The organism is Microcoleus sp. S28C3 (assembly GCF_036700785.1).
Lineage (GTDB): Bacteria > Cyanobacteriota > Cyanobacteriia > Cyanobacteriales > Microcoleaceae > Microcoleus > Microcoleus asticus.
Map to the genome: position 1 here is coordinate 1 of NZ_JAUBPO010000067.1, position 19,535 is coordinate 19,535.

Here is a 19,535-nt window from a genome sequence, read left to right on the forward strand (position 1 = left end):
TTAATAAATCCTCAACATTTAAAAAACTGGTTTACTAAATGCTGTTACTGTCATCTATAAACCTGCAATCTGCTGTATGGTCCACTACTTCGTACTTATAATTACGATCCCGTATTTTTAATACTTAGACAAGATAATTTGCCCGCAGCTATTACAGCGTGCCAAGTAGGAACTTGGAAAGTTTACACTGGGGACGATTCGTTTGAGTTTCTACAAACAATAAGCGGGTTTGATTTAAAGTCATTTCTTATTGGAAAAGTGGGAGAATTCCCTGTATACCGCTGAAACTATCAAGGCGCTTGTTTATAATCTCTATGTAGTCAGGTACTATTTCAATACCAACATACCTAATGCCAAATTCTTGCGCCGCCAGCAATGTGGTTCCCGATCCTGCGAAAGGATCGATTAGAAGAGAATTTTCTAAACGCGGTACAAATATTTCGACAAGCTTTCTCATTAGAGCAATTGGTTTAACTGTGCAATGGACGTTAAACTCCTCGTTTTTCTCACGATGTATACCTTCTAAAATATTTGACTGAAAACCACCGAACTGATCTTTAGTATAAAATAGACCAGTACCATACTCCTGTAGAGTTTCCAAGTAATTATTGACCAGTGGTTTTTGAAGTACGCAGATTGCTTCCCATTCGTTCCTCAGGCAACTGTGCCAACCATCCCATTTTTCATAATTTTCATATCCTTTTTTCTCCAACTGTTGTTTGATATTGACACCTTTAGGGATACCGCTCGATCTTTTATAAACAAGAATATCTCTCGCATAGAAACCAGCACTTTCAAGTGCTACTTGCACGTGAGCAACAGTTCGTGTACTGTTGAAAACTAAAACTGTCGCACCCGGTTTGCAGATACGAAAAAGCTGCTCCCCCCAATCAAAGCACCACTTCTCATACTCTAGAATGTTGTTACGATTCCTTTGATACCATTTTTTATTTCTGACTCCACCAGCTAAACCACTGCCATAAGGAATGTTTTTAACAAGGGTTTTATTTCCCTTGCCATTGACTCTTTCAATACGCCTTTGAATTTCTGAGTCATCCCATTTATGACCAATAAATTCATAATTGTAAGGTGGGTCAGTAATACATGCAGAAACATAATTTTCTGGCAATGCCTTCATCACTTCACGACAGTCGCCAATCAAAACTTCATTTGAGGGAGTTTTTTTCATTAGTCAGGCAGTTAATCAATATGATACTTATAGTATTCTTTTGGGAGCGGTCAACTAGAATGAAGCACTTCTGTCTCAAAAGACTCAGGCAGTTCTTCTAATTTTTATAAAATGACTGGCTGTGTCATGGTTTCTTATCATCACAATTAATTTTCGGAAATGTCTAAAGGATTGTTTTTGTTTACCAATCTTGGCTGCGCAGGTGGCGACCCGCTAAGGACCGCACTTGCTCGTCGGTGTCGGAAACTGCAAGCGATCGCAACAACGGCACAACTCCCGGATTTTCGGGATAATGTTCAATAATCGCTTCGAGTGCTGTAAACCTGGGATTGTAAGGAAAAGAACCGTTTTGACTGTCAACATCGCTCAAGGCTCGATCGCGCAAAAACTCAAACATTCCCGGCTCGTCTTTCCATCCCCGCATTAACTCTACCAGGGCGATCGCCCGCACCTGCGAATCTTCATCCTCTTGAGCTCTAATTTTCAGCCACTCGAAAGTTTGAGACTGATTTGTCGACCCCCGGGCTAACTTTTGCAAAGCGATTTGCCTGACAGCGGGACTCTCATCGCCCTGTGCTTTAGCCTCCAGCATCCTCCAAGTTTCAGCACCCGAAAGCCAGTTGCGAGCGACTTCCTGCACCGCAGCTTGCCGCACCAGCGCTTCCCCAGAATCAAGCTGAATTTTCAACCACGGCAAGGTTTCCGGCTCGTCTAGCCATCGCCGCGCTATTTCCCGCACCAGCACGCTCAGCAAGTGAGAATCTTGCTCCGACTCGACCAGGCTTTTGAGGAAAGGCAGCGTCTCGCCCCGGTGAGACCAGCGTCTTGCTATCTCTTCCACAGCAGTTTCTCGGACGTTCAGGTGTCTGTCTGACTCGGCGAGATTTTGCAACCAGGCAAAGACTTCGAGACTTGCTGACGGCAGTGCGGCGACAGCTTCCACTACTACTTGCCGCACACTCCAGTAATCCTCGGAATCAGCTATTTTTTGCAGCAGGGGCAGGGTTTCTGGGTGGTCGGGCCAACCTGCGGCTATCTGTTGTAGGGCTATTTCTCGCAGGTCGGCGTCGCGATCGCTCAATGCTATATTTTTCAAAAAAGTTAGAGTTTCGGGGTTCAAGGGCCAGCCAGAGGCAATTGCTTCCACTGCTGACCGCCTGACGCTCGAACTCTCGTCGGACTCGGCGAGATTTTTGAGCAGCGGGTAAATGTCTGGTTCGCCGGGCCAGTGCGAGGCTAATTCTTCTAAGGCTGCTGTCCGCACTTCTTTGCTGCTGTCGGATTCGGCTAGGGTTTTCAGCAGCAGGCAAACGTCTGCCGCCGCGGGCCAGCCCGCTGCCAACTCCCGCACCGCTACTGTTCGCAGGATAGAACTTCCTGTCTGGGCAAGGTTTTGGAGGAGGGACGCCGTGCCTAAAACGCTGTGCCAACGTCTGGCTATTTCTTGCCACGCTGCGACTCGCACTCCCAAATTTTCGTCGTATTCGGCGGCGGTTCTCAGCAACAGTAAGGTATCTGTGCGATCGGGCCAATTAGAGGCTAACTCTTCCAGTGCTGCGGTGCGGACTGCGGGACTTTGATCGAACTGAGCCAAGGCAGTCAGCAGCGGCAAGGTATCGCTGGTGTCTGCCCAACCACAAGCCATTTCTCGCACACAGGTCGATCGCACTGCCCAGCTTCGATCGGATTGGGCGAGGTTTTTGAGCATCAGGTAAATTTCTGGCTGGTCTGGCCAACCGCGGGCTATTGCTTTGACTGCTGTGGCCCGGACTTCGCCGCAATCGCTGGAGTGAGCGAGTATTTTCAGCCAGGGCAGAGTTTGCGGGTCGTTTTTCCAAGTTTGGGCGATCGCGGCGATCGATCGATCGCGAATTTGATAAGTTTCCTGCCATTCTTGAGCGCTTTGATAAAGAATCAGGAAACCCGTGCCGTATTGCGATAACTTTTTTAAGGCCTTTAACAGTTTTTTTTCTGTTGTTTTTTTAACGCCATTTTTAACTTTTAACAGGCATTGCGCTGCTAAAAACAAATTAATAAATTTTTCTTCTTGACCGTTTTGAGCTGTCAAATATTCTATAATTTCGCTGGCTGTTTCTTTGTCGAGCTTGGCTGCAATTTCTCTGAGAACTTCGTGCAAAGATTCGTCCCGCCAGTGCTGGCAGAAAACTTGTGTGTTGAGTTCGCTCCAAGTCAGTAGACCGATTTTGAGTTGCGCGTGGATTAACTCTGCCACTGTCTGGGGATTATTTTCGGAAACAAGTTTTTTTAAGAACATACCGATATCCTGCCCATCGAGTTTGTTTGCATTAAAAATCCGAAACCAGATCCAGTATTAGTTTAGAGTTTCTTAAGCTTTCCTGGAGTAGGTCGCCGATCGACTCCATTTTATACCAAAACTACTTGCTCGGTCGCATCCTAATGCAAAATCCGCCCCTACCCACAGGAATGTTAGGTATTGGCGGATGGCGATCGAAAAATTGAGCAGCGCAATCTAGCTAACAGCTACTTGGACGCGATCGGCTGCCACCCGAACCGTAAAAGTCGGAATTTTTACCGTTTCATCGTCCAAACACTGACCCGTAGCCAAGCTAAAATTCTGCTTGTAAATCGGAGAAGCAACTTTCAAAGTGCCGCTGCGATCGCCCACAAGTCCCCGCGACAACACAAAAGCTTTGCTAAACGGGTCGTAATTGCTAAGCGCATAAACTTCATCCCCGTTTCCCACTCGGAAAACTGCCACTTGTTCCCCTGCAACTAAAGCGCAAACTCCCGTATTCGGGGCGATCGCATCCAGAGAACACACATCTACCCAAGTAGTCACAGTATCCGAAACTTGTAATGATTGAACCATCTTCTTTTCCTGTTAATTTACTTTAATCTCGTTCCCAGTCTCCGGCTGGGAACGTAGGTTTCGAGGCTTTGCCTGACGGATCGAGGAGGCAGAGCCTCCGGGAATTCATTCCCCGGCAGAGCCTGGGAACGAGATTAAACGAGATTAAATCTTGCTCCCTCCCCTGATGCAAGGGCAGGGCTGGGGAGGGGTTATTCCGAAACTCCAGCCAGAGCCTTTTCATATTCGTAAGGAGGCCGCGTTTGTCCCCGTTCCGCAACACGAACAATACTCGGATCGGGCAAATCGGAATTCACAAAATGCTGGAACCGCTGCACCTTTTGCGGGTCTTCAATCGTCGTTTTCCACTCGCATTGATAAGTATTCACTAAATGTTCCATCTGCCCTTCCAGCTCAGCACAAATGCCCAGAGAATCCTCAATAATCACCTGTTTTAAGTATTCAATTCCGCCCTCAAGCTTGTTAAACCAAGTAGCAGTGCGTTCCAATCTGTCTGCCGTGCGGATGTAGAAAACCAAGAATCGATCGATATACTTAATCAAAGTTTCCTTATCGATATCCGTCGCCAGCAAAACCGCGTGCTGCGGCTTAATGCCGCCGTTGCCGCACACGTACAAATTCCAACCATTCTCTGTCGCAATTATCCCAAAATCTTTGCTTTGAGCTTCCGCGCATTCGCGAGTGCAGCCAGAGACAGCAGATTTGAGCTTGTGGGGCGATCGCAAACCGCGATACCGCAATTCAACTTCGATCGCCAAACTCGTTGAATCCTGCACCCCAAAGCGGCACCAAGTGCTACCCACACAAGATTTTACAGTACGCAGAGCCTTACCGTAAGCGTGTCCAGACTCAAATCCCGCATCAATTAAGCGACGCCAAATATGGGGCAATTGATCCACCCGAGCCCCAAACAAATCAATCCGTTGCCCGCCAGTAATCTTAGTATAAAGCCCAAAATCCCTGGCAACTTCCCCCAAAACAATCAACTTATCCGGCGTGATTTCTCCCCCCGGTATTCGGGGCACCACCGAATAAGTACCGTCTCGCTGAATGTTTGCCAAAAAGTAATCGTTCGTATCTTGCAAACCGACGTGAGGCTTCTCTAAAATATGGTCATTCCAAGTAGAAGCCAGCATCGAACCAACAGCAGGCTTGCAAATTTCGCAACCCTTACCTTTGCCGTGTCTTTCAATCAACTCTTCAAAGGTTTTAATCTCTTGAGAACGCACCAAATGGTACAATTCTTGACGGGAATATTCAAAATGTTCGCAGAGATGATTTTTGACGGCGAACCCAGCTTTTTTCATCTCCGACTTGAAGATATCCGTCACCAAAGGCACGCAGCCGCCGCAGCCCGTACCAGCTTGAGTGCATTTTTTGACGCTGGGGACATCAGTTAAATTGCGATCGCGAATCGCTTCACAAATCTGCCCTTTGGTAACATTATTGCAAGAACAAATTTGAGCCGAATCCGGCAAACTGTCCACACCCAAGCCAGCAGATGCTGCCCCCGATCGCGGTGGCATTAACAAATCTTCAGGATGCGGCGGCAGAGCAATTTCATTTTGCATGAATTGCAGCAAAGTGCCGTAAGCTGAGGCATCTCCTACGAGAATTCCGCCTAAAATGCGGCTGCCGTCTTGATTTAAAACTAACTTTTTGTAAATGCCTTGGAAGGTATCAGCAACAACAATTTCTTTAGCACCTGCGGACTTAGCAAAAGCATCTCCAAAACTAGCAACATCCACTCCCAAAAGTTTGAGTTTAGTGGACATATCCGCACCTGTAAAATTGCTTGTGGGACGGGCATCTTGCCCGTCATCCGCTGCACGGCTCAAAATATCTGCCGCTACGCTTGCCATTGTATACCCAGGCGCAACTAAGCCGTATATACGATTTTGATAAAGCGCGCATTCTCCGATCGCATAAATGTCAGGATCGGATGTTTGGCAGCTATCATTTATGACTATGCCACCGCGTTCTCCTACTTCTATACCGCAACTTATGGCAATTTCGTCGCGGGGGCGAATGCCAGCAGAAAAGACAATCATATCTGTTGCTAATTCCGAACCGTCAGCAAACAGCATTTTAGTAACTTTGCCATCTTCGCTAACAATTTCTGTTGTAGATTTGCTGGTGTGAACCGAAACTCCCAACTCTTCTATTTTGCTGCGGAGAATCGCACCGCCAATTTCGTCAACTTGCACGGGCATCAGCCGCGATGCAAACTCAACAACGTGAGTTTTTAAGCCCATATTTTGGATAGCGTTAGCACATTCTAGACCTAACAAACCGCCGCCAATTACTACGCCAATTTTGCAATTTTTAGCGTAATCTGACATCGACTCCAGGTCGTCAATTGTCCGGTAAACAAAAGTCCCTGTAGCGTCTTTGCCTTTAATGGGCGGTACAAATGGATAGGAACCGGTCGCGAGAACAATTTTGTCGTAGGGAACTTCTAAACCATTGGCTGAAGAGACTGTTTTCTGTTCCCGATTGATGGCTACTGCTTTGTCGCCGATGTGAAGCTTTATGTCATTTGTGTGATAAAATCCAGGTGCAACTAAAGATAAATCTCCTGCTGTTTTGCCAGAGAAAAATCCGCTGAGGTTTACGCGATCGTAAGCAACGCGCGGTTCTTCACAGAAAGTAATTAAATTCCAGTGTTTGGCAGCGTCTGAGTTGACCATTAACTCTAGGAACTTGTGACCTACCATGCCATTGCCGATTACAATGAGGTTTTTTTTGGCTGTCATTAGAATCTCTTTTATCCCGTTTATCAGTCGTTGGGTTTATTAATATAAGACTTTATGGTAAAATTTTGTACTTAGAGATACAAAAAATGGATGTTTATGCAATTGTCGAATACTATCGATTGCATTTTTGCATGATCTCTGCGATCGACTTAAGTAGGTGCGCCAGTCGATTTTAGATTTTAGATTTTAGATTTTAGATTTTAGATTTACTCCACAGTTAAGTAGGTGCGTCAGTCGATTTTAGATTTTAGATTTTAGATTTACTGCGCAGTTAAGTAGGGTGCGTCAGTCGATTTTAGATTTTAGATTTTAGATTTTAGATTTTAGATTTACTCCGCAGTTAAGTAGGGTGCGTCAAGTAAGTGTTTTTGACAAAACGATTAACATCTTACTGTGACGCACATTACAGTTTTCTAATTTTTAATTATTATTTAAGCTCCCATGCCCGAATACTGCTTCAAACCCTGCCGCCAAAGCCAGCGATTCCACACAAAAAACACCGCACCCCAACCCAGCATCATCAACAAACCGCGGCCCACATCTACGGGTAATCCGATCAAGATGGAAGCGGGAAAATGAATCAAATAAGGAAACGGCGTCCACAAAACTACTTCGCGCACGGGTGCGGGAAACACTTCTAGCGGCGCGATAACTCCCGATAAAAACAGGTACATCAACTGCCAAAATTGTTCGATCGCACTTGCCCTCTCCAGCCAAAAAGCAAACAGCGCAAAGGTATACTGTATCAGGAACCGCAAGCAAAAAGCCAAGACGACAACCAACAAAAAAAGCAAAAACCTGCCCAAATTCGGCAGCCAAAAAGCCTGCGGATAAAGTGCAAAAAACAGCAGCACCAATCCGAATACAAAGGGCAGCCTCGCAAACCTTTCGGAAACGTGAGATACAAAGTGGTGCCATACGGGATCGAGAGGCTGCAACAATCTATTAGATAGCCTGCCTTGCACTACTTCCTTTTCAAACTCCCAAATTACCCAAACTACATTTATTTGCCTGACAATGAAAGTGGCTAAAAAATAACGGGCAAAGTCGATCGACTTCAGCCCAAATTGACCAGTTTCGGCCGCCTGCATCCAGACACCCATCAAGATAAATGGCAAAGCTCCAGACAGCGCCCACAACAACAATTCTGCCCGGTATTCGAGCATATAAGCGTAGTAGGTAACTAGCAAAGTTTTAGCAATTTTGATGAATCGTTTCATGTCAATCTTAGTTTTTTAATGGGTCAACATTAAGGTGCGCAATGCGCACCCTAAAAATAGAATTTATCCGTGAATTATGCTACACTTTTCCCGTGCGAAAAACTCTACCTATTACCTCTTCAATTGGCGGATCGGTAACAGTCAAATCTATCACGTCCAAGTCCGCCAAAATCTTCGCCACGCTCACCGTCAGCTCTTCCCTTTTGACCAAAAAACGTACTGAATTTCCCTCAATTGATTCTACCTCCCCGTAAGCAAAAGCGCTATCTTTTGCCAGCGGATGGGCTAATTCTACCTGAACTTCTCGATAAGGTGCAAACCTGTCGAGCAATCCGTCCAAACTGCCATCATAAACTAATTGCCCTTCATGGATCAATAAAACGCGCTTGCACAAAGCAGTAATGTCAGCCATGTAGTGGCTCGTCAACAGCACCGTTGCTTGATAGCGATCGTTATATTCTCGCAGAAATTGCCTGACGCTAAACTGTGCGTTTATATCCAAACCTAAAGTCGGTTCATCTAAAAATAATACCTCCGGCTGGTGCAGCAGCGCCGCCATCAATTCAGCTTTCATGCGTTCGCCTAAAGAAAGCTTGCGCACCGCCTGATTTAATTTGCCTTCTAGTGACAGCATTTCTGTCAATTCTCCGACTCGCCGCCGATAATCTTTATCGGGAATGCCGTAGACAGCAGCATTGATTCGCAGAGAGTCAAGCACGGGTAAATCCCAAATTAACTGCTGTTTCTGCCCCATCACTAACGTGATTCTTTGCAGAAAATCTGCTTCGCGACGGAAAGGAGTACGATCGCACACTCTCACAGTACCAACAGACGGATAAATCAAACCAGTCAGCATTTTCAGCGTAGTAGTTTTGCCCGCACCGTTAGCGCCGAGAAACCCCACCACTTCCCCAGGTTCAATACTGAAAGAAACGCCCTCAACAGCTTTAACATTGCGGTAAGTGCGGTTAAAAAAGTGCCGCACTGTTCCTTTAAGTCCCGGTTCTTTAATCGCTACCGGATAAACTTTGCTCAAGTCTTCAACTAAGATAATTGGCATCGGCTCAAATTTTAACTTTTATTTTAATCTAGGATACTTCTATCAGGCTTGTGCCAAGATGAATCCATAGAGCTGTCTAGTAGGGTGCGCCAGCGATTGCTCGATCGCTCAGATAAAGTAACTCTGTTCTGGCACACCGTACTAAGCTGTAGAATATTGCAAAATATCCACGATCGCATCGCACAAACTTTACAACTATGGTACTCACCCCAGATAATTCAGACATCTCTCGTTTGGTAGGAGACAATTCTTCTGAAAATATTACACTGGCACCAGGACAACTTGCTAGTTTTCCTGGGGGAGTTTGGATGCTGGGCGGCAATGATACTGTCAGGGGATCGTCAGATGCAGAACGGATTTTCGGCAACGATGGTAAAGACAGTCTGTTAGGCGGTGTCGGCAGTGATTCTATTTACGGTGGCAAAGATGATGACGATGTGTTAGGAGAAACTGGCGAGGATTTCTTGACAGGAGATAGAAATAGCGATTTCCTTGATGGCGGTGCGGGAAATGATTTGCTGCGCGGTGGACAAGGTGTTGATTTGTTAGTTGGCGGTGAAGGCAGCGATACTTTAATTGGCGACAGAGAGGTGGATATTTACCAAGGTGGTGGGGGGAGCGATGTCTTTGTTTTTCGAGTCGATCAAGCGGGAAGCAGAGTAGCTGGAATTGAAGTTCCTGACGCGGTAATTGTGGATTTTGATAAATCTAGCGATTCGATTGGAATTAGCGTGGCATTTACGAGCAGCAATATCTCTTTAGAAGAGGTAAGTTATAGCTTGAACGATCCGAGACTGCTGCTGATAGATCCTGCAAATATATCGGGAGGAACGAGTTTGTTAGCCAAGGGCGGTATCTCGCAGCGAAGTCTCGATCCCGATGGCAATGGCCGCGTAGAAGCTACTAATATTAGATTCGGTTTTACTAATGCTTTGTTGGGGACTGTGTTGAACGTGACCCCAGCCGATTTAAACGACCGTTTTATTAATGCTAATTCTTTGCTTTGAAGCAGCTAATTGATTAATTATCTCTTAATAACGGGCAAGATGCCTGTTCCACAAAAACTGAGTTTTTTTTGTGGAACGGGCATCTTGCCTGTTCTTCAGTTGCCCTTTTCCATTGCCCACTGCATCAAACCGGGGAACAACCGATAAGCTTCCGACGCCAACCAAAAAAGCAGGGCCGACGGTAACTTCTGCACGATGATTTTTTACAGCATCCCAGATAGCTTGAGCAATATCTTTCGGCTGATTTGCCCAGTCAGATTTTAGCATTTGGCTCATTTTCTGGTGGCGCAATTCGACTGCGGGCTCGTCTCGATCGCGAAATTGAACTCTTTCTAAAAAATCGCTGTTAATCAGGCCCGGGTGGACGGCGCAAACGTGAATACCTTGAGGCGCTAATTCCAATCGCAAAGTTTCTGTTAAACCCGTTACTGCATATTTGCTGGCGCAATAAGCAGTCATTTGAGGCAAAGGCATTTTGCCGCCAATGGAACCAACATTGACTATTGTCCCTGTTTTTCGTTCCAGAAAATGTGGCAAAATTTATTGAATTGTGTTAACGCAGCCCCAAAAATTGGTATTCATTAATTGCTGCCAGCCTTCGGAGGTAGTTTGCTCGATCGCCCCCGCGAGACAAATGCCAGCTTTGTTAACCAAAACATCAATGCTGCCGCAGGAATCTAGGGCTTTTTGGACGATCGCGCGCACTTGTTGAATGTCGCCAACATCCCCCCCAATAGCAACAGCCGAAGTGCCTTCTCGCTGCACTTGAGCCGCTGCTGCTGCCAATCTCTCTGGCTGGCGGGTCACCATCACCACATCGTAACCTTTACTTGCAAATAAAATTGCTGTTGCTTTGCCGCTTCCTTGAGAAGCGCCTGCAATCAAAACTTTAGGATCTATAGATAGTTATAAATTTTAAGTGGGAAAATCGTTTCCGGCGCTCTTGAAACTCTAACAGAAGTAAGGGGCTTTTTAGCTCACTTTATATAGATAGTTTTTCTTAATTAAACCAATTTTTAATAATTCGCGATCGGGCTTTTTTTACGAACCGCTTTTGTCGCGTTAGCGAAGCGGCGCGTAAGCGCTCTTGTCGCGAAGGAAGAGAGAAGAGGAGAGGAAAAGAAGAAAATAGAAAATATTCATAATTTGTGCGAAAATTGCTTTGTAAATTTTCCCAATGCTCAATGCCCAATGCCCAATGCCTAAAAAATGAATCTTCCGAAACAACCGCCGAATTGGTCGATCGTCCTAGTGTTAATTATCGGCGTTTTAGCCGTCTCAACTTCCTCAATCTTAATTCGGCTGGCGAACATTTCAGCAGGTGCGGGCGGCTTCGGTTTCAGTCTGGTACTCGCCGCCTCTCGCCTGAGTTTATCTGCTTTAATTCTGCTTCCGGCTTGGCCGAAAATTCAGTGGAACGCCCTGCAACCGGGAGCTCGGCGCTATGCTGCTGCTGCGGGTTTGTGTCTCGCCCTGCACTTCGCCCTTTGGATAACCTCACTTTCTTATACTTCGATCGCCGCCTCAACTGCCCTCGTCACCACTAATCCTGTCTGGGTAGCGCTTTTGTCGCGCTTCTGGTTCGGGGAAAAACTCAGCAAAATGTCGATCGTTGGCATTACTATAGCGCTTGCTGGGGGAATGGGGATCGCCCTGGGAAGCGCGGGCGCAGCCAATGCCGGCAGCAGCCAACTGCTGGGCGATTTCCTTGCTCTGGCTGGTTCCTGGGCCGTCAGCTTGTATTTGCTGCTGGGCCGGGAAGCTCAGCGGCGGGGACTGGGAATTGGTGGCTATATCGCGATCGCCTATACTGTTGCTGCGATCGTCCTGCTGCCTCTCCCCCTCGCCTTCGGCACCAGTTATACTAATTATTCGCACATTGTATATTTTTATATTTTGTTAACGGCCGCTTTGCCTCAATTAGTCGGCCACACCATTTTGAACTGGGCCGTAGTGCAAATTTCCCCAACTCTGGTAACTCTTGCGATCTTGTTTGAACCTGTTGGGGCGAGTTGTTTGGGTTATTTGCTCTTTGGGGAAGTGCCCGGGCCGACGGTACTCGCAGGTGCTGCGGTGCTGCTGTTGGGGGTAGCAACCGCTACCGTCGGAGCAAAAAAAATCACAGTCAACAGTTAAGAGTTAACATTTTTCAACATTGCCAGTACAGTGGCCGTGAGTCAGAATAAAACTGATTAGGCCTTAAAAACAAAAATAACTCATCATTTAAATATCGCTTCCAAACTATCAAATGTCTGAGTAATGACTAATAACTAATGACTAATGATACTCGGGGGTCTTTCGGAGAATAAAATTATGCTGCCAGAACAACTACAGCGCATCATCGGCTACTTTCTCGATGAAGCAACAGAATACATCCAAATCATCGAACAAGGCTTGCAGGGCCTGCAAAACACCGTGGCAGCTCCCCCCCAAAGGATACACCACCTGATCCGAGCCTCGCAGTCGATTAAAGAGGGAGCCGCTATGCTGGGATTTAGCAGCATTCAGCGAATTGCCCATCGCTTGGAGGATTATTTAAAACTGCTCCGAGAATGTCCGATCGCCGTTGATAGCAGGCTGCAATCGCTGTTAATCGAAGTTTTTGATATTTTAGCAGCGCTCGTGTCCAAGGTTTCCAAGGGTTTTGGGATCGACCACGAAGACGCAAACCAAATGCTCTCCCTCGCGGAACCGGTTTTTGACGAACTCGACGCTTACCTGAGAGTGCTCATTCCCACTCGTGTGACTGTCAGAGCTAGTACGGACGAACACATTCACGTTTTCTCCGGTTACTGCACTTCACTGGGCGAATTTTCCTCGGCTATTGCCTCGCGCGTCGGTTTGCTCGGAGGCATTATTACCCGCCACGAGCAGGCAGACTTGGGCATACGCCTTTATATTGACATTTACCTGCCGCTTAACAGCAGGATCGAAAACATCCGCCAAGCTGTCGAACTCTCAGGCGCTATTATCGGGACTGTTCAGACGCAGCGCGACTTTTCACTGCTGGCAAATCGAGATTATCCGGTTTACCAAAGGGCGATCGAACCTCCGGCAATTTGCACCGGATGCCGCTATTATTACGGCAGAAGCGACGGCGGCTACCTGCTCAACTGCACGATCCATCCCCGCGGCCCGGAAACAGAAGATTGTCGCGATCGCGAACCGGAATAAGTAGTAGAAAATCTGGACTGTGAGCCCAGATTTGGAACCAGGGAAAACTTTCTTCTCAAACCAATATTCTCCCTGACATCTTTCACACTACCCCCGGCCAAATTCTTTTTGAGTTCCTAGATAACTAAATCCTTCTCTCCCAAATAAGTAAATCCTTTTTCCTTCTGAAAGCTCCCCTAACAACTGATACCGCTAGTCGAATTAATTGCATCAGGCTGGCAGGATGAGCGATCGCCCAGATATTAATAGCCAGACAAGTAATTGCCATAACTAGCAAGATATATGTCGGAAGCATTACTACCCCGATGGCGAACCAGGTAAAAACGTGAAGTATCATTGCTGTCGCCCAAAGGCTTGCCACAATCACAGACGCCCAAACTTGCATTCGAGGTCGCTTTAGCCCTGTGAAAATCGCTGTCTGCAAAGTAGTCAGCAAGTTTGCCGGAACTAAAAAGGCACAGATAGCTATGCAGTAGGTATGAGAAAACTCAGTAACTGTATTGAAGTCGAGCATTAGTCTAATTGTCGGGCCTGTTGGATATACTTAAAGAGCTTAACGTGACTTGACTTTTAGATCGTGTCACCCTTACTTTAACTTAATATTTTCCTCAGTAGGCCGCTCTGGAGACTCATTTCTCTGCCCCTTTTCCTGCAGGTAAATTTTTACGACAAATATTAAATTTGTGAAAAATCATTAAAACTTCTTGAAGAATGGCAAGAATTGCTGCGATAATTAACATCGGGGATCGATAGTATAGAAGAGCCAACTCCGTAAAATATCGTAAAATATATAGAATACCCGCACCGTTCGAACAGCAATACAACGGCAGGCTGATTTTCGACTCCATCATTTTCGACTCGCTGATTCTCGGATGATTGCTAGCGTCACTCCAGGTTTCGAGCCGTTATGCGATCGAACAATATGAGATTATGGAAAAGCCAATTTGCTCTCAAATCTCTAATCAATAGAACCCTCTCAAATTTTTACAGCGGAAAATAAAGAAAATGGATCGACAAATCACAATTCCCGCACTCGAAGAAGTTGACTTGACAAATTGCGACAGAGAACCCATTCACCTATCGGGACACATTCAGCCGCACGGGGTGCTACTTGTTGTACGAGAACCTCAACTAGAAATACTGCAAGCCAGCGAAAATACGCAACATTTGTTAGGAGTAGATGCAGAAAGTGCGATCGGTCGAAATTTGAGCTTATTCTTCAATCGAGTTCAACTAAAAAAACTCAAGCTTTGTTTGTGTAATGAAAACTTAAAAACCGTTAATCCCATTAAACTCTCTGTCATAAACAAAGGTAAATATTTAGAATTTGACTGCATCCTCCACCGAGTAGAAGAAGTATTGATGGTCGAGTTGGAATTAGCCACCAGCCCAGAAAATCTTTCTGTTTTTAGTTTTTATCATTCAGTGAGAGCCACTATCAGCAAAATTCAAAGCGCCCCAAATCTCAAGGAATTATCTCAAATAACTGTAGAAGAAGTGAGAAAAATATCAGGTTTTGATAGAGTGATGGTCTATCAATTTGACCACGAAGGCAACGGCGCTGTAATCGCTGAAGACAAATCAGAAATGCTGAGTCCTTTCTTGGGATTAAACTACCCAAGTTCAGATATTCCCAAACAAGCCAGACAACTGTATTCGTTAAATTGGCTGAGGTTGATCCCAGATATTAATTATCAACCAGTCCCCCTTGTTACAGGAAAAAATGCTGTTACAAATCAGCCCCAAAACCTCAGTTTCAGCGTGTTGAGAAGCGTTTCACCCATTCACATAGAATACCTGCAAAATATGGGCGTTGTAGCTTCGATGTCAATCTCGTTAATCAAAGACAAAAAACTGTGGGGATTGATTGCTTGCCACCACTATACACCAAGATACCTCAACTATGAATTGCGTGCAGCCTGCGAATTTATCGGGCAAGTAATGTCCTTAGAACTGCAATCAAAAGAAGGAAACGAAGACTACGACTACAAATTACACTTAAAATCTATTCAAACCAAGATTTTTGAAGACATATCCACCTCCGAAAACTTGTCAGAAGTGTTAGTTAAATGTCAGCCTAATTTGCTGGAAGCAGTCAACGCCCAGGGAGCAGCAATAATATTTGGAGACAATTGCTATTCAGTCGGGAAAACACCTCAGAAAGAATCGCTCAAATACTTAACTAAGTGGGTGCAAGAGCATTTAAATAAAGAAATATTTTATACAGACTCGCTGACCAAATGCTATCCAGAAGCTGAGGAATTTAAAGACACGGCTAGCGGGTGTTTAGCCATAGCAATATCGCCGACTCAGAAAATATATGTTTTGTGGTTTCGCCCGGAAGTAATTAAGACAGTAAATTGGGCTGGCAACCCCAACAAACCAGTTCAAATAGAGGAAAATGGCAGCCAGAGACTATCTCCTAGGAAATCGTTTGAGCTGTGGAAAGAAAATGTAAGGTACAAATCGTTGCCTTGGAAAAAATGCGAAATAGACGCTGCATTGCAACTGAAAAAAGCAATGATTAATATAGTGCTGCGCCAAGTAGCCAAACTCGAAAAATTAAATATAGCACTAGAAGAATCAGTAGCCAGAGAACGCGAAAAAACTGCTCATCTAAAAACAGCGATGTCCGAGCTTAAGCGGGCGCAAACTCAATTGGTGCAAAGCGAAAGAATGTCTAGTTTGGGACAGTTGGTGTCGGCGGTAGCTTATGAAGTCACTAACCCGATTAACTTCATCTACGGAAATCTTAGCTATGCCAACGAATACAGTCAAAAAATGATCAATTTATTGGAGCTTTACAACCAACAATATCCGTCGCCTTCGCTAGAAATTCAAGCCCAAATAGAAGCTGTTGAATTAGAGTTTATAGTTGAAGACTTACCGAAGTTGCTGGGTTCAATGAAAGTAGGTGCTAACCGCATCCGCGAGATAGTTCAGTCGCTGCGAAACTTCTCTAGAATTGACGAAGCAGAGATTAAACCCGTTGACATTCACGACGGATTGGACAGCGCTTTGCTGATTTTGAGCAACCGACTCAAACCGAAGCCCGATCGACCCTCAATTCATCTCATCAAAGAATACGGCTGTCTGCCTTTGGTTGAGTGTTACGCAGTTCAGATCAACCAAGTATTTATGAATGTACTGGCAAATGCAATTGATGCTCTCGAAGATGCTTTTGTCAACAAGAATTTATCGCCGCACTACGGGGGCGAACAAGAGCCCGTCAAGTGGGGACAAATTCGGATCGTGACTGAAGTTTGTCCGGGAGAAAAAGCGGTAGCAGTTCGGATCGAGGACAACGGTTGGGGCATGACCCAAACAGTTCGCCAGAAAATATTTGAGCCGTTTTTTACCACAAAACCGGTGGGCAAAGGTGCGGGGATAGGTTTGACGATTAGCCACGAAATTGCGGTGGAACAACACGGCGGCAAATTGACTTGCATTTCAGCCCCCGGAGAGGGAACGGAGTTGATTATTGAGATTCCCTTGAACCAAACTCATCCCAAACCCATTGTGAAGTGAAAAAAAGTCCGCGCTAGCGAAGCTATCCCGAAGGCTAAGGAATCCACCAAATTCAAAAATCGAAAATGCGATTAAAATACAAAAGCAGCTAAGTAGATTTGAGCCAATTCTGAGGAAGCGACTATGACTGAAAAAAAAACCGCCCAATGGGATGCCGGCAGGTTTGTCAAAACCTTGGCTTATTTCGGCGTCATTCCCTTCATTGGCAGCATTAGCTGGCTGCAACAACTGTTTGGAAGCAGCAGCAACAGTAAAAAAGACCAACCCAAACTGATACTGGTAGCCGGTGCCACCGGCGGCGTCGGGAAGCGAGTTGTCAAGCGGCTGCAACAGCGGGGATATAAAGTACGCTGCCTCGTCAGAGATACCAAAAGAGCAACAGAAATTCTCGGCAAAAATGTCGAATTAGTCGAGGGAGATATCGCTCTCCCAGAGACGCTAACACCGCTAGTAACCGAGGGCGTAGAAGCAGTTATCTGCTGTACCGGCACCAAAGTTCAACCAGTAGAAGGAGACACCCCAAATCGGGAAAAATACTACCAAGGCATCAAATTTTATATGCCGGAAGTTGTGGATGTTCCCGAAATAGTCGAATACAAAGGCATCAATAATTTAGTCCAAGCTGTTCGCAGCCAGCTAATTAAAGCAGGCGACAAAACAATTTTTGACTTCACAAAACCCAGCCAAGATTTAAAAGAAACTTGGGGTGCCCTCGACGACATCGTGATGGGCGGCACCAGCGAAAGTTCGATCGTACTTACAGACAATACAGCTATCTTCACAGGCAATGTTTCTACTGCCAACTCGGGCGGCTTTGCTTCCGTGCGTACCCGCAACTTCGATCCTCCGCTTAACCTCGCAGGATTTAGCGGCCTCCAACTGCGCGTCAAAGGGGACGGCAAGCGCTACAAATTGATTGTTCGCAGCGAAGCTAAATGGGATGGAATTGGCTATTGCTATTCGTTTGATACTGTTTACAATATCTGGATTACTGTCACTGTTCCTTTTGATGAGTTAATTCCAGTATTCCGCGCCAAAACTGTTAAAGATGGCTCGAAATTTGATGCCAGCAGTATTTTTTCTTTTCAGTTAATGTTGAGCAAGTTTGAATATGACGGCGCGCTCAACCCGAAATTTACACCTGGTATTTTTCAACTGGAGTTAGAATCTATTAAAGCTGATGGCGGACAGAACTTGCCGCGATTTGTGATGGTGAGTTCGGCAGGAGTTACCCGCCCGGGCCGCCCGGGAATTAACTTGGAAGAAGAACCGCCTGCCGTCAGGATGAATGATATGTTGGGGGGGATTTTGACTTGGAAGTTGAAAGGGGAAGATTGCGTGCGATCGAGCGGCATACCTTATACTGTTGTCAGACCCTGCGCTTTGACTGAAGAACCGGGAGGCAAAGCTTTAATCTTCGAGCAAGGAGACAATATTAAGGGCAAAGTCAGTCGAGAAGATATTGCAGAATTGTGCGTGGAGGCTTTGGAACAGCCTCAAGCTTGCAACGTTACTTTTGAGGTGAAAGAAGGGGAAAATGGCAGTCCTCCCGGAGACTGGCAGGCTTTGTTTTCTGGAGTTAAATAACAATTGTTTGTAGGGGCTGATTAGTTTGTTTCCCCTTATTACTCGGCGGTTGAAACCGCGTCTTGTCAAACGAAGTCTGCCTCCGCAGACTAAGAAATAATAACTGGTTCCCAGGCTGAGCCTGGGAACCAATGTCCAGAGGCTCTGCCTCGCTTGTTAGTAGGAAAATTGGAGGCAGAGCCTCCGGATCTGCGTTACCAGGCAGAGCCTGTTAACGAGTAAAATAACTAATAACCAACAACTAATAACTAATTTATGTCTGTGACTTTTTCCCGACGCTACTTAACTCCTTATTTGTTTTTGCTACCTGCTATATTTATTTTGAGTTTGACTGTTTTGTGGCCGGCGGTGCAAGCTTTTTATTTGAGTTTTACCAATTACGAATATGATTTAACTCAAATGCCGCAGTGGGTGGGTTTAAAGAATTTTTACAGGTTGTGGGGCGATCGCACATTTTGGCAAACTTTGACGAATACGCTGCTTTATCTCACCTGCGTTGTGCCTGTATTGGTTGTTCTACCGTTGGGAATGGCGATTTTGTGCAACCAAAAACTTAAAGGGATGAACTGGTTTCGAGCAGCATACTACACGCCGGCGGTGATTTCAATGGTTGTCGCCGGGATTGCTTGGAAGTGGCTGTTTGCTGAGACTGGACTGCTGAATCAGTTGGGGGAATTGTTGGGTTTACCTCCTGTTTCTTGGCTGGCTAATCCGAAGTTAGCAATCTTTAGCGTGATGGCAGTTACTATCTGGAAAGGATTGGGCTATTACATGGTGATTTATTTGGCAGGGCTGCAAGCTATTCCGGCTGAACTTTATGAGGCGGCTGCTATTGATGGTTCTGATGGTTTGGGAAAGCACTGGGATATTACTGTGCCGCTGATGAAGCCTTATTTAGTTTTAGTTGCGGTAATTTCGGCGATTTCTGCTACTAAGGTTTTTGAAGAAGTTTATATTATGACTCAGGGCGGGCCGCGCAATAGTTCTAAGACTGTTGTTTATTATCTTTACGAACGGGCTTTTAATGATTTAGAAATTGGCTATGCTTGTACGATCGGGCTGGTTTTGTTTTTGCTAATTTTGGGTTTGTCGATTTTGCAAGTTAGCCTTCAGGGTTTGACTCGCAATGATTAAGATTTATGACTGATTAGGACTGAGGCACT

At 45.6% G+C, this 19,535-nt stretch carries 13 protein-coding genes and 1 pseudogene; 6 read left to right on the forward strand and 8 right to left on the reverse strand.

The features are described from left to right. Nucleotides 1-247: 247 nt before the first annotated feature. The 6 genes from QUA13_RS19710 to QUA13_RS19735 form a co-directional block, all read right to left on the reverse strand. Nucleotides 248-1,189: a DNA methyltransferase gene (locus QUA13_RS19710; protein WP_333201168.1), complete on the reverse strand. Its 942-nt coding sequence runs from the start codon at nt 1,187-1,189 to the stop codon at nt 248-250. 181 nt (nt 1,190-1,370) lie between these two features. Continuing rightward, a complete protein-coding gene (locus tag QUA13_RS19715; RefSeq protein ID WP_333201170.1) occupies nt 1,371-3,464 on the reverse strand; it encodes a HEAT repeat domain-containing protein in 2,094 nt (697 codons plus the stop codon). Between the two features lie 216 nt (nt 3,465-3,680). After that, nucleotides 3,681-4,040, reverse strand: coding sequence for a nitrite reductase small subunit NirD (nirD, locus tag QUA13_RS19720; RefSeq protein ID WP_172184911.1), 360 nt, complete (start codon nt 4,038-4,040; stop codon nt 3,681-3,683). A gap of 191 nt (nt 4,041-4,231) precedes the next feature. Then, nucleotides 4,232-6,796 (reverse strand): nitrite reductase large subunit NirB, encoded by a 2,565-nt coding sequence (gene nirB, locus QUA13_RS19725; RefSeq protein ID WP_333201172.1) that lies wholly within the window; start codon nt 6,794-6,796, stop codon nt 4,232-4,234. 431 nt (nt 6,797-7,227) lie between these two features. Continuing rightward, the gene (locus tag QUA13_RS19730; protein ID WP_333201174.1) at nt 7,228-8,016 is read right to left on the reverse strand and encodes an ABC-2 family transporter protein; all 789 of its coding nucleotides are present in this window, start codon (nt 8,014-8,016) and stop codon (nt 7,228-7,230) included. 79 nt (nt 8,017-8,095) lie between these two features. Continuing rightward, the gene (locus QUA13_RS19735) at nt 8,096-9,076 is read right to left on the reverse strand and encodes an ATP-binding cassette domain-containing protein (protein WP_333201176.1); all 981 of its coding nucleotides are present in this window, start codon (nt 9,074-9,076) and stop codon (nt 8,096-8,098) included. A gap of 197 nt (nt 9,077-9,273) precedes the next feature. On the opposite strand from QUA13_RS19735, the gene QUA13_RS19740 reads away from it, so the two are divergent. Further along, nucleotides 9,274-10,083 carry a calcium-binding protein gene (locus QUA13_RS19740; RefSeq protein ID WP_333201178.1) on the forward strand — a complete coding sequence of 270 codons (810 nt, stop codon included), beginning with the start codon at nt 9,274-9,276 and terminating at the stop codon, nt 10,081-10,083. A gap of 24 nt (nt 10,084-10,107) precedes the next feature. Here the strand turns inward: QUA13_RS19740 and QUA13_RS19745 are convergent. Then, nucleotides 10,108-10,968, reverse strand: a pseudogene (locus QUA13_RS19745) (SDR family NAD(P)-dependent oxidoreductase). A 324-nt stretch (nt 10,969-11,292) separates the two neighbouring features. Between QUA13_RS19745 and QUA13_RS19750 the strand changes: the two are divergent. Both QUA13_RS19750 and QUA13_RS19755 read left to right on the forward strand, forming a co-directional pair. Further along, on the forward strand, nt 11,293-12,219 hold the full coding sequence (locus QUA13_RS19750; protein ID WP_333201180.1) for a DMT family transporter: 927 nt from the start codon (nt 11,293-11,295) through the stop codon (nt 12,217-12,219). A 177-nt stretch (nt 12,220-12,396) separates the two neighbouring features. Further along, nucleotides 12,397-13,257 (forward strand): Hpt domain-containing protein, encoded by an 861-nt coding sequence (locus QUA13_RS19755; RefSeq protein ID WP_172184899.1) that lies wholly within the window; start codon nt 12,397-12,399, stop codon nt 13,255-13,257. 124 nt (nt 13,258-13,381) lie between these two features. On the opposite strand, the gene QUA13_RS19760 is transcribed toward QUA13_RS19755, so the two are convergent. Further along, on the reverse strand, nt 13,382-13,771 hold the full coding sequence (locus QUA13_RS19760) for a hypothetical protein (protein ID WP_333201182.1): 390 nt from the start codon (nt 13,769-13,771) through the stop codon (nt 13,382-13,384). 491 nt (nt 13,772-14,262) lie between these two features. Between QUA13_RS19760 and QUA13_RS19765 the strand changes: the two genes are divergently transcribed. From QUA13_RS19765 to QUA13_RS19775, 3 genes are all read left to right on the forward strand, one after another. Further along, on the forward strand, nt 14,263-16,785 hold the full coding sequence (locus QUA13_RS19765; protein WP_333201184.1) for an ATP-binding protein: 2,523 nt from the start codon (nt 14,263-14,265) through the stop codon (nt 16,783-16,785). A gap of 123 nt (nt 16,786-16,908) precedes the next feature. After that, the gene (locus tag QUA13_RS19770) at nt 16,909-18,372 is read left to right on the forward strand and encodes a CIA30 family protein (RefSeq protein WP_333201186.1); all 1,464 of its coding nucleotides are present in this window, start codon (nt 16,909-16,911) and stop codon (nt 18,370-18,372) included. Between the two features lie 255 nt (nt 18,373-18,627). Beyond that, nucleotides 18,628-19,506, forward strand: coding sequence for a sugar ABC transporter permease (locus QUA13_RS19775; RefSeq protein WP_333201188.1), 879 nt, complete (start codon nt 18,628-18,630; stop codon nt 19,504-19,506). Nucleotides 19,507-19,535 lie beyond the last annotated feature (29 nt).